The sequence below is a fragment of the Rothia endophytica genome, from assembly GCF_928381505.1.
GTDB classification, from domain to species: Bacteria; Actinomycetota; Actinomycetes; order Actinomycetales; family Micrococcaceae; genus Rothia; species Rothia endophytica_A.
Genome location: NZ_CAKMSJ010000001.1, coordinates 453776 through 465910 on the forward strand (window position 1 = coordinate 453776; position 12135 = coordinate 465910).

At 58.4% G+C, this 12135-nt stretch carries 7 protein-coding genes and 1 tRNA gene; 7 read left to right on the top strand and 1 reads right to left on the bottom strand.

The window, feature by feature from the left end; translation table 11 throughout:
- Positions 1-9: 9 nt before the first annotated feature.
- Positions 10-210, bottom strand: coding sequence for a DUF4177 domain-containing protein (locus L6990_RS02100; RefSeq protein ID WP_237202408.1), 201 nt, complete (start codon positions 208-210; stop codon positions 10-12).
- Positions 211-452: 242 nt separating this feature from the next.
- Between L6990_RS02100 and L6990_RS02105 the strand changes: the two genes are divergently transcribed.
- The 7 genes from L6990_RS02105 to L6990_RS02135 all read left to right on the top strand — a co-directional run bounded on the left by L6990_RS02105 (position 453) and on the right by L6990_RS02135 (position 12013).
- Entirely contained in the window at positions 453-2588 is a 2136-nt protein-coding gene (locus L6990_RS02105; RefSeq protein ID WP_237202409.1) for a transglycosylase domain-containing protein, read from the top strand.
- 10 nt (positions 2589-2598) lie between these two features.
- Positions 2599-3558, top strand: a complete 960-nt coding sequence (locus L6990_RS02110; protein WP_237202410.1) for a metallophosphoesterase — start codon at positions 2599-2601, stop codon at positions 3556-3558.
- Positions 3559-3562: 4 nt separating this feature from the next.
- Positions 3563-4930 carry an FAD/NAD(P)-binding protein gene (locus tag L6990_RS02115; RefSeq protein ID WP_237202411.1) on the top strand — a complete coding sequence of 456 codons (1368 nt, stop codon included), beginning with the start codon at positions 3563-3565 and terminating at the stop codon, positions 4928-4930.
- Positions 4931-5005: 75 nt separating this feature from the next.
- A complete protein-coding gene (locus L6990_RS02120) occupies positions 5006-6859 on the top strand; it encodes an ABC transporter ATP-binding protein (RefSeq protein ID WP_237202412.1) in 1854 nt (617 codons plus the stop codon).
- Positions 6856-8670 (top strand): ABC transporter ATP-binding protein, encoded by a 1815-nt coding sequence (locus tag L6990_RS02125; RefSeq protein WP_237202413.1) that lies wholly within the window; start codon positions 6856-6858, stop codon positions 8668-8670. Before L6990_RS02120 ends, L6990_RS02125 begins: the two co-directional genes overlap by 4 nt.
- Before the next feature lie 331 nt (positions 8671-9001).
- Complete coding sequence (locus L6990_RS02130; protein ID WP_237202435.1) at positions 9002-11779, top strand: FAD-binding and (Fe-S)-binding domain-containing protein; 2778 nt, start codon at positions 9002-9004, stop codon at positions 11777-11779.
- 160 nt (positions 11780-11939) lie between these two features.
- Positions 11940-12013, top strand: a tRNA-Pro gene (locus L6990_RS02135).
- Positions 12014-12135: the final 122 nt, after the last annotated feature.

Sequence of the window (12135 nt, forward strand, 5' to 3'; positions counted from 1 at the left end):
ACCAAATCGCTAGTTTGACTTCTTACGCTTGAAGTAGGCGATCGGATTACCCTGAGTCGGTGCCACCATATTGCCGGCAGGAGTTGCACCAGAAGGTGCAGCGCCGGGAAGAACAGTGACGAGCTCCCAACCATCTTCACCCCACGTATCGAGGATCTGCTTGGTTGCGTGAATCATCAGGGGCACAGTTGCGTATTCCCATTTTTCCATAGCTCCAGCCTAGACCACCCCGCCCTAAAAGACGAACAACGAGGGCAACTAGCTATGTGCCGGAGGGCTCACTAAAGCTGGGTAAACGGTGAAAGGATCAGCTCCGAAAGTTCTGGGTAAGCTACACATACCGTAGATAAACCGTTGCTATGTGGTCTTTCTAACCAGCTGTCGCCACACTTCTGCGGTGTCAACGGGGGCAAGCCCATGTACTTTTGCCCATCAGCCGATAAACTGATGCAATGGCTTCATCTAAGAATCTTCGCAAGAGACACCGCACACCCGGCGATTTTCTGCAGTTCATTGCACTCAGCATCATCGCTGGCTTTGTGACGGCTCTTATTCTTGTGCCTCCGACTACCGCCTTGAGCGCTACCGCCAGTGCGTCGCTGAACTGGTTCAAGGGCTTGCCCGATACCCTCAGCGAAGGGCCCCTATCTGAGCCTTCGGTCATTTATGCCAAGGACGGCAAGACCGAGCTCGCCTCCTACTACTCGCAGAACCGCACCGAGATTACTCTCGATGACATGTCTCAGCACATGAAGGATGCCATTCTTTCGTCTGAGGACCGCAAGTTCTATGAGCACGGTGCGGTGTCTCCCCTGGGTATTGCACGCGCGGTGGTCAATAACATCGTTAACCCCGGTGCACGCCAGGGCGCTTCAACCCTCACCCAGCAGTACGTCAATAACCTGTTGATCGACGCGGCAGAGCAAAGCGGTGCAGAAGCCGGCACTTTGGGCGCCAACAAGGATTACCTCGACAAGATCAAAGAGATTAAACTTGCGATCTCGATGGAGCAGAACCTCTCCAAGGATGACATTCTGGAGGGCTACCTTAACATCATCAACCTCGGCGGCTCCAACTACGGTGTAGAGGCAGCAGCCTACTATTACTGGGGTATCTCCGCTAAAGAGCTTGATATTTCTCAGTCAGCTATTTTGGCGGGCATGGTTGTTTCACCTAATATCTACCGCCCAGACGTAAACCCTGAGCTTTCTAAAGAGCGCCGGGATATTGTGCTAGGCACTATGTTCCGTGACGGAAAAATTACTGAGGAAGAATACTCTGACGCTCTGAACGAAGACATTGAGCTGGATATTCATAACACGCCCATGGGCTGCTCTACTGCTGGCGATTCAGCGCACTTCTGCTACTACGCGGTCACTGACTTCTTGAATGATGAAACCTTCGGAGCAACCGAGGACGACCGTGCCAACGCTCTTTACCGTGGCGGCTACAAGATTGTTACCACTCTTGATCCCGGCGCGCAGGCAGAAGCCAAGAAGCAGGTTGAAGCAACTCAGCCGTCCAGCAACAACGTTGATGACGTCAACGCATCTCTGGTATCGGTGGAGCCTTCCAACGGCAACATCGTGGCTATGGCTCAGAACTCCGCGTACGGTGAGCAAGACGAGACCAACCAGAGCTCCTACTACAACTTTAACGCCGGCACCTCCCACGGTGGTACAGCCGGTTACCAGCCGGGTTCTACCTTCAAACCCGTTCTGCTTGCCCAGTGGATTAAGGATGGTAAGGGTGTCAACGCCTACATTGATGGCACCTCCCTGCACTACCCCCAGTCCTTCCGTTGGCCTGCGTCCTGTGTTGAAGGCGGTTTCACCCAGACCCCTGACACCGAAGGCTATAAGTTCCAAAACGCTGAGGGTGGAGCCCAGACCTGGGGCACCGTAGCCTACGGCATGAAGAACTCCATCAACTCCTACACCATGAAGATGGCGTCCGTGACCGATGCCTGTGCCCTCAACGACCTGCGTTCAGCCATGCATATCACCGACGGTGCTGGCAATGATGAGCCTTACGGCCTCAATCAGCCCTCGGCCTACATCGGTGGTTGGCGTAACGGTACCACTCCCCTGATTATGGCTTCTGCCTACGCTGTCTTTGCGAGCGGCGGTATGTACTGTGAGCCCAAATCTCTGAACAAGGTGGAAAGCGGTAAGACCGGCGAGGAAGTCAAAACCTACGAGGCTAGCTGTGAACGTGTTCTCGAAGAGGACGTCGCTAACGGTGTTAACTACGTGCTGAAACAGGTTCTGGTTGATGGCTCCGGTTACCAGCGAGGCATTGGTCTTACCGATGCTTCGGCAGCTAAAACCGGTACCACCGATAATTCAACCCAGACTTGGACCGTGGGCTATACCCGCGGCCTGTCAACTGCATCCTGGGTAGGCTCCATGAACTGGGGTTCACGTTCACTCAATGGCCTCTCCATCAACGGTAGGTCGTTGGACTACGTGGACGGCGCGACCTACGCGGGCCTGCAGTGGCAGCGTTACATGCAGGCTGAGGCTACAAACTACAATACGGACAGGTTTGAGAATCCCTCAGCTTCTGTTCTCGGCACGAGCCAGTAAGGGTTACACTATGACTTCTTTAAGTTCTTTCGATGTAGCAGCTTCGATCCGCTCCGCTTCTAAGACTGTTTCGGCGGTTCTAGCTGCAGGTGCGGTTGCGGGAGCCGCTACGGCAGCTTATGCACGTTTTTACGAGCTCAACAATTTTGGGGTTCGGCAAGAAATTCTGCCCGTTCTTCCCGCTGGCAGCCCCGACTTTAGGGTGTTGCACATTTCAGATATGCACATGATCCCGGGGCAGAAGCAGAAGACAGCTTTCATGCATTCCCTAGCGGAGTTGCAGCCTGATTTAGTTATCAATACCGGTGATAACCTCTCCCACATGAGCGGTCTTCCCGCTCTTTTAGAGGCTCTGGGCCCGCTCTTTAATTTCCCCGGTGTCTACGTACCCGGCTCTAACTGCTACTTTGCCCCCGTTTCTAAGAACCCCGCCCGCTATCTCTGGAAGAAGAATACCGGGGATGAGGCTGGCACTGAACCGCGCGACCTACTCCCTACTCAAGACATGCACGATGCCTTCGATGCCCGAGGTTGGGTAGGTCTTATTAACCGCCATGACACCCTGACCATCAATGGTTTGAGGCTAGAATTTTCTGGTGTGGATGATCCGCACCTGAATTACGATCAGCACCCTGGCTTTGCCCCCACAGCTTTTGAGGCTGAGCCAGCCCCTAGCGTCCGGCTAGGTGTCTGCCACGCTCCCTACATGCGCACTCTGGGGCGCTTTGTGGATGATGGCGCACAGGCAATTTTTGCGGGTCACACTCACGGTGGTCAGGTCTGCCTTCCCGGCGGTCATGCGCTGGTCTCTAACTGCGATTTGCCCCCGGAACGTGCCAAGGGCGTTTCTCTACAGGGAGGTGTTCCGGTACAGGTTTCAGCCGGTTTGGGCACCAGCAGGTATGCGCAGGTACGCCTCTTCTGCCCGCCTGAAGCCGTGCTGGTCACTTTGACTTCGGCTCAAAAGTAACCCCGTGAGCAGGGTTGTGCGGGTTGCAATCGTGGGCGGCGGCCCGCGTGGTCTATGGGCAGTTGAAGAGCTTGCTCGCGTTGCACGTGCGCAGAACCTCAGTTGTGAGGTGACGATCTTTGACCCTCAACAGTTGGGCAGGGGCGCCGCCTACAGCCTGGACCAGCCCGCCTACTACCTGCTGAACGTGGAGGCTGGCCGGGTTGCTACCGGTTGGGGTCTGCTGAATGAATTTCGGCGTCAGGTGCTGGGTGAGACAGACCCGCTTACCACCTTCCCGCCGCGCCGCACCGTGGGGCTTTTTTTCCACTTCTCCTGGCAGCATCTTCTGGCAAATCTGCCGACCGGGTTCACCGTGCGCCATGTGCAACAGCGCGTTACCGATATCGGCCAACTGGCTGATTATGATGCGGTGCTGTCGGTCACCGGACATAACCCCCTGCCTAGCAGTGACGGGGTGCTGAGATCATACGGCGACTTGAGTGCGGTAGCTGCCGGCTCCAGTGTGGCCCTGCGCGGGGCAGCACTTTCTTGTATTGATACGGTGCTGGCTTTGACGCTGGGCAGGGGCGGCAACTTCTCCGGAGCAACCTATGAGCCCAGCGGTTTTGAACCTGCCACCATGATGCCCTTCTCGCGCAGTGGTCGCTTCATTCAGGTGAAGCCCCCGCAACCCACCGAGAGCGAAATGGACCTCTTAGAGAAGTTTAAAGCTCCCCTGGCTCGGGTCACCACGGGCGCCGAGCTGCGTGCCTTTGTCATTGAGGCTGCTTCTGCCCTGCACGGTGTGCCGCTGACGTGGGAAGATTCACTATCCACTTTGCCCACTGAAGAGCTGATGAGGGTGAGCCTGCTGAGCGAACGTCTGCCGCAACAGAGCTTTGGCATGGTCTGGAAAAATCTCTACCCCCAGATTATTACCCGGGTTTCACTCGGCGGGCTGGCACTGGATAGCACCTTACGCGAGACCATCGGCCACCTGAAACCGCTCACCTTCGGCGCACCCGCCGCACAAATGCACCGCATGTTAGGCCTTGTGGAGGCCGGCCTTTTGGACCTAAGCATGATGGATCGCGCACAAGATATTAAAGCGGATTACCTCATCGATACCGTGCAATCCCCGGCGGGTCTAGCAGAAGGTAGCTTCAATGAGACCCTGGCACGGGCATCCGATGCCGATATCTCCCAGGGCTACCTGCGCACCGATGAACGTGGTTTTGTGGGGACTAGCTCGCGCTGGGCAGCTGCGGGCAGGGTCACCGAGCCCTACGTTCTCGGTAACGACACGGTCTCGCGGCACAATCACAGCATTATCCCCGCTTGGGCTGAAGCGGTGGGCAGGCTGGCTGACTCTCAGCGGGCGGCTTCGTAAGCGGGCTCCTACCTCAACCGGGGACCGTTCGTCAGCTGTGAACCGGTACCTTGACCAGCAGCTAGTGAATATAACATGGATTACATGTCTTTTAGTCTTCTGCGCGTCAAACCCTTACCAACGCCCCCTCCAGTTCCCTACGGCGAGCGCAGCCAAGACGATATCTCCCTGTGGGCCTATACGCGCCCGGTCAGGGGACGCTGGGTTGCTGGTCTCTTGGTAGCCTTGACAGCTGCGGTTCTGGCTATTTCGATTCCCCAGGTTTTGGGGTGGATTATTGACTCGCTTCTCACCAACCAGCCAGTAGCGTCATCAGTCTGGCTGGGCGGCGCCCTTGTATTTGCGCTAGGTCTTGCCCAGGCGGGTCTTATTCTCTTGCGCAGGCAGCTGGTGGTGGAGCCGGCGTCCACGGTGGAGAACACCATGCGAATAGACCTCTTTGACCGCCTCTTGCGCTCGCCCCTCAGCTTTCATGACCGCTGGCCCTCAGGGCAGCTACTCACCCGTGCCATGTCAGATCTGGGCACCATTCGCCGGTGGACCGCCTTCGGTCTGATTCAGCTGATTACTACCGTGGTTCAGGTTGCCGTGGGCACGGCTTATATGGCTCGAGGCTCCTGGCAGCTGGCCCTCATTTTTCTGATTAGCCTGCCCCTCACCGTCTTCTTCATTGGGCGCTTTGTGCGTTCCTTTCGCACCCTAACCCGTGCCTCCCAAGAGAAAGCCGGCGATATAGCGACCACGGTGGAGCAATCGGTGCAGGGCATTAGGGTGCTTAAAGCTCTGGGGAGGGGCGAGCACGCCCTTGCCGGGTTTGAGAAGGGGTCACGCGAACTCAAGGACCTAGAAATTAAGCGCGGCCGCACCATGGGCACGGTGCAGATGCAGGTCGGCATCATCAGCGGCCTGACGCTGGCCATCGCGCTTCTGGTCGGGCTCAACCTAGTAGCGGAAGGGAACATGAGTGTAGGTGCTCTCAGCAGCTACTTTGCGACCGCAACTATCCTGATGGCACAGGTGGAGCGGAGCAGTATGCTGCTCTCCATGTACCTGGGTGCCAAGGTCTCTATAGATCGTCACCGCCAGGTCATGGTGGGTGGAGCTGGTGAGCAGGTGGGACTAACCCTTGACTCTGATGAGTCTGAGGCTGAAATGCCATCTGCCCAGCTCGGTGGAGCGTCCATCGAGTTCGATCAGGTTCACTTCAGCTACGGTGAGTCAGAACGCCCCGTCCTCACAGGTTTCAGCCTGGACGTACACCCCGGCGAGATTATTGCTCTGGTCGGTTTAACCGGCTCGGGCAAGTCAACGGTTCTGCAACTGGCAGCTGGGCTTTACTCCCCTACCGCCGGTTCTCTTCGCATAGATGGGCAGGACGCACGTCGGGTGCCGCTGCCCCAGTTACGGTCACGAGTTGCTTTCGCCTTTGAAGAGCCCGTGCTCTTTTCAGCCAGCGTGCGGCAGAACGTTCTGTTGGGCACCCGGCCAGATCTCACCGAAAAAGAGCAGAATAAGCTACTAGAACGTGCTCTCGATATTTCTGCTGCTGATTTCGTGGCGCAACTACCCCAGGGTGTTGAAACGGTCATCGGAGAAGAGGGCATGAGTCTATCGGGCGGCCAGCGCCAACGCCTCTCACTGGCGCGCGCCATCGCAGCTGACCCCGGCGTCCTGCTCTTAGATGACCCGCTCTCAGCCCTGGACGTCAGCACCGAGGAGCGGGTTATCACTAACTTCAAGAAACAGCTAGGTGGAACCACTGTCTTGCTAACCGCACACAGGCCGTCAACCGTGGCTCTAGCTGACCGCGTGGTTCTGTTGCAGGAGGGTAGGGTCGCAGCCTTGGGAACCCATAGTGAGCTTTTGAGCAGGTCAGATTACCGCGCCCTGATGGCGCCTAACACCACCGGCCAGGGGGCAGAGCAGTGAAACCCTCCATTGAGATCCAAGAAGACAAGGTCAATCTCAGCAAAGAAGAAGCACGGCAGGTGCGCCGCCGGTCGGTAGCTCTTCTGGCAGACATTCTAGCGCCGGTACGCTTACACCTGCTGTTTGCCGTAGTGCTGGTGGTTCTGTCCATGGTGCTCAAAACCGCCATGCCCTGGATTATTTCTGAGGCCCTCAACACCACCATTACCCCGCTGATAGCCGGGGACGCCGGGCCCGCCACGCGCTTGGTGCTCATCTACGCCGGTGCGGGGGTACTGTCTGCAATCTGCATCTACACCAATATTCTGCTGACCTACAAGATCTCTCAGAGCGCCCTCTACGATCTGCGCCAGCGCATGTTCGACCATTCCCAGAAACTGTCCGTCGGTTTCCACGAGACCTACACTTCCGGGCGGGTTACCTCTCGCCTGACCAGCGATCTTGACACCATCCGCCAGTTCCTCGATTCCGGGCTATCCGAGCTGGCATCTACGTTGCTGGGCATAATCTTCACCGTAGTTGCGCTTTTCCTCATGGACTGGCGAGCAGGTGTAGCCCTGGCGGTTGCTTTCGTGCCGGTCTGGTTGCTTACCCTCTGGTTCCGGCGTGCGTCCTCCCTTGCCTACCGCGCCCAGCGGGTAGCGTCCGCCCGCATCATCAGCCGTTTTGCTGAAACCTTTACGGGTATTAGGGCAGTCAAGGCTTTCCGTGCTGAGCCACAGGTACGCCGGGACTACGCGGCAGCCGCTGAGGACTACCGCGCACGGGTCATGGAATCGGTAAAGGTTCACGGCCTCTACATGCCTACTCTTCAAGCTCTCGGAAACACTTTCGTTGCAGCAGTGCTGGTGATTGGTGGCTACGCGGTCCTCGGCGGTTCTATGCAGGTGGGTACTCTGCTGGCACTGGTGATTTATGCCAACCGGGTTTTTGAGCCGATTTTTATGCTCTCCGAGTTCTACAACATGTTCCAATCGGCGGTGTCTGCTCTTGAGAAGGTCTCCGGTTTCTTGGCGGAAAAGCCCCAGGTTCGTGAGCCTGAACATCCGGCGCAGCGCCTCGCTCCTGCCCAGGGCCACCTGGTCTTTGACGGGGTGGAGTTCGAGTACTTGGATGGCACACCCGCCCTACACCGCCTCAGTGCGCAGGTTCCTGCCGGTCAACACTTGGCACTGGTGGGCGCCACGGGTGCAGGTAAGTCAACTATCGCTAAGCTGGTTGCCCGTTTTTACGATGTAACCACCGGTTCTATCAGCCTGGACGGGGTGGACGTGCGGCAGCTGTCGGATGCGCAGCTACGCCGGGAAGTGGTGATGGTAACCCAGGAGGCCTATCTTTTCGAGGGCACTGTTGCAGACAACATCCGTCTGGGTGATCCTACCGCCACTGATGAGCAGGTGCACGAGGCTGCCCGCATGGTGGGAGCCTATGATTTCATCATGTCTTTACCCCAGGGGTTTGATACCAATCTGGCCAAGCGCGGCGGGCGGGTCTCTGCGGGTCAGCGGCAACTGATTTCTTTTGCCCGTGCTTTCTTAGCAGACCCTGCGGTACTTATTTTGGACGAGGCAACCGCATCACTGGATATCCCAACGGAACAGCTGGTGCAACGGGGTCTTGAGACTCTACTGGCGGGGCGCACCTCCCTGGTGATTGCCCACCGGCTTTCAACGGTGCTCAGTGCTGATCGCATCTGGGTAGTGGACGCCGGGCGCGTGGTAGAGGACGGCTCGCCCCGTGACCTGGTAGCACGCGGGGGACGCTTTGCCCTCATGGTGGGCGCCTGGGAGGAAAGCAACGCGGTGAGCTAGGTTTTGGGCAGCGGTAGTTTTATGGGTGTCCACCTAGTGATCGCCCAATGAAACTAACCCTGCCTAAAACTGCGTGTCACAGACCGACCTGCCGCCTTGGTTGATTCTATGGGCTGGGTTACAGTTGAAGATAGGCAACGCTGGTCAATGACGCCCAGCGCTGCTATCACACACACTCTTCACTACTGCCCTTGGAGCCCCCGTGAGCGTTATAACCTCAGCCGAAGCCCTAGCCCACTCCCACACACCAGAGCTACAAGCTCTGGCGGAAACATTGCGGGGTAAGCAGCAAGCAGATTTCTTCTCAGACAGCACCACCGACCGCCTCGCCATGGCACACGATGCCTCCCACTATCTTTTGGTACCCGGCGCAGTGGTACGGCCCGAGTCAGCAGCTGACATCGGCAAAATCTTTGCCAGTGCAGCCCGCCACGGTGTTCCCCTCACTTTTCGCTCCGGGGGCACCTCCCTCTCAGGGCAGGCAAGCACCGACGGTCTGTTGATAGATACCCGCAGAAACTTCCGCGGTATTGAGGTGTTGGACGGCGGCAAGCGGGTGCGCGTTCAACCTGGTGCCACCGTCCAAGCGGTCAACGCCCGTCTGGCACCCTACGGGCGCAAGCTGGGGCCGGACCCAGCATCCATCACCGCCTGTACCATCGGCGGCGTGGTTGCCAATAACTCGTCGGGCATGTCCTCCGGCACCGAGTTCAACACTTACAACACCCTGGATTCTCTCGTTGTGGTACTGCCCTCGGGCACCGTCATTAACACCGCCGATGCGGACGCAGACGCCCAGCTAGCCGCCAAAGAGCCAGACCTGCACGAGGGTCTACTGCGCCTGCGACGCCGCATCGTGGATAACCCGGCGTCCGTGGCGAAAATCGAGCAGCAGTTCTCCATGAAGAACACCATGGGCTACGGCCTTAACTCCTTTTTGGACTACGAGGTTCCGGTCAAGATTCTGGAACACCTGCTCGTAGGCTCCGAGGGCACCCTGGGCTTCATTGCCTCAGCCACCTACCGTACCCTGCCCGTGCTGCCGGCAGTCTCCACCGGCCTGCTGACCTTTGATAATCTCATCGACGCCACCAATACCATTCCCGCTCTGGTGGCAGCAGGCATGGCAACGGCAGAGCTCCTCGATGCAACCTCCATTCGCGTAGCCCAGCGCAGTGGCCAGGTGCCGGCATCACTTGCCGCCATTGACGTCAAAGACCATGCCACTCTGCTGGTCGAATTCCAGGGCACCAGTAGCGAAGAACTGGCAGACAAAGAGGCGGCAGCTGCCCCCATGCTGTCTTCCCTGGGCACCGTTCTACCTTTCAGCATGACCACGGACGCCGCCGAACGAGACCTGCTCTGGGCAGCCCGCCGAGGCCTCTACACCACGGTAGCCGGCAACCGCCCCAGCGGCACCAACGCCCTGTTAGAAGACGTAGTGGTACCGGTCGAGCGCTTGGGTTCAACCTGCCAGGATCTCTCGGCCCTCTTTGACCAGCACGGCTATCAGGATTCAGTAATTTTCGGCCATGCCAAGGACGGCAACATCCACTTCATGCTCAACGAGCAGTTCCGCGACGCTGCTCTGCTGAAACGCTATGAAGCCTTCACTGAGGACATGGTGGATCTCATCATTGGTGCTGGCGGCTCCCTGAAGGCTGAGCACGGCACCGGCCGCATCATGGCGCCCTTTGTCCGCCGCCAGTTTGGCGATGAACTCTACGAGGTCATGTGCGAGCTCAAAGCCCTGGTTGACCCGCGCGGCATGCTCAACCCCGGCGTCCTGCTCTCTGATGATCCCACCTCTTACGTGCAGAATCTCAAGGTAGCTGAGACGGTTGAAGAAGAAGTGGACCGCTGTGTGGAGTGTGGCTACTGTGAACCGGTTTGCCCCTCCAAAGACCTGACTCTTACGCCCCGCCAGCGGATCGTCCTCCGCCGGGAAATTCAGGCAGCCGAAGCCGAAGGCAACAGCCAGCTGGCCCAGCAACTGCGCGCAGACTACGATTACGCCGGGGTGCAGACCTGCGCCGTGGACGGCATGTGTCTGACCCGCTGCCCCATGCATATTGATACCGGTGAGCTGGTGCGCAGGCTTCGCAGTGAAAACCAGAATAAGCTGGCGGCTACCGGCTGGAAACTTGCGGCTAAAAACTGGGGTGCTGTGGACGCAGGGGCCGGCAAAGCGCTGAACCTCGCTAAGGCTCTCCCTTTCCCTGCGGTCCAAAACGTCACCAAGGTGGCCCGCTCTCTGGTGGGTGACGATATGGTGCCTCTCTATAAGAAACACCTCTCCGGCGGGGGAGCCCGCCGCCACCCCCATGCTGATGAGGCAGCCGAGATCGTTTTCTTCCCCGCCTGTGTCAATGCCATGTTCGGTGGGGTCGATAAAAACGGCGCTGACACCACCCTTAACGCCACCGCAGCCTTCACTGCACTCTGCGAGCGCGCGGGTGTACACTACACGGTGCCCGAGGGTATCGGTGAACTCTGTTGCGGCACTCCCTGGAAGTCCAAGGGTTATACCGGTGGATACGCCATTATGCGCGATAAGGTGCTCACTGCCCTCTTGGAAGCCACGGACGGCGGGCGTCTACCGGTGGTCTGTGATGCTTCATCCTGCACCGAGGGGCTGCTAACGATGCAGCAGAAGGTTGCCGCCGCTGTAGACAGCCAGCAGGGGCGCAGCCGGGTGCCGGGTGAGCCCGACTTCTCCCGTATTGTCTTCGTTGACTCGGTAGAGTTCGCCGCCGACCGTCTACTTCCCCAATTGGCCGTTACGGCCCCCATCGCTTCTCTTGCCCTGCACCCCACCTGCTCTATCACCCATCTGGGTTTGCAGAGCCGCATGGTGCAGATTGCTGAGGCTATCTCGCCGGATGCCGTGGTACCGGCTGCCTGGGGTTGCTGTGGTTATGCCGGGGACAGGGGTATGTTGCACCCCGAGCTGACGGCCAGCGCTACCGCCGCTGAAGCCGCAGAGGTCAACCAGCGCACCTTTGCTGCCTACGCCTCAACCAACCGCACCTGCGAGCAGGGTATGACGGAGGCGACCGGGCACAGCTACCAGAACATCCTGCAGCTGCTGGAGCAGGCAACCCGATAGAGCACGCATGCTGATAAGCGCGGCCCCGGCAAGTTGGCAGTGCGGGATATGCTCTTCCCGCACCTCCTCAGCGGCTAGTAGCAAGGCCGGGTTTTGCGTCCTAGCAGGCGGAGCGTTATTATTGAACAGTTGCCCTAGGCTCAAAAACCGAAGCAACTATCGGGATGTGGCGCAGCTTGGTAGCGCGCGTCGTTCGGGACGACGAGGTCGCAGGTTCAAATCCTGTCATCCCGACAAATAGCCCCGGAACTCAGCAGAGTTCCGGGGCTTTGTCGTACCTGGCCGGCAATGGAGACGCAGCCGGTGCCCTTGCGCCAGCTGGCTCGGGGCTGGCGTGAATTGCCGTGGTGAAGAAG

Bases quoted from the DNA above. Each gene is read 5' to 3' on its own strand.
- L6990_RS02100 (WP_237202408.1), bottom strand. From the start codon at position 210: ATGGAAAAATGGGAATACGCAACTGTGCCCCTGATGATTCACGCAACC.
- L6990_RS02105 (WP_237202409.1), top strand. From the start codon at position 453: ATGGCTTCATCTAAGAATCTTCGCAAGAGACACCGCACACCCGGCGAT.
- L6990_RS02110 (WP_237202410.1), top strand. From the start codon at position 2,599: ATGACTTCTTTAAGTTCTTTCGATGTAGCAGCTTCGATCCGCTCCGCT.
- L6990_RS02120 (WP_237202412.1), top strand. From the start codon at position 5,006: ATGGATTACATGTCTTTTAGTCTTCTGCGCGTCAAACCCTTACCAACG.
- L6990_RS02130 (WP_237202435.1), top strand. From the start codon at position 9,002: ATGGCACACGATGCCTCCCACTATCTTTTGGTACCCGGCGCAGTGGTA.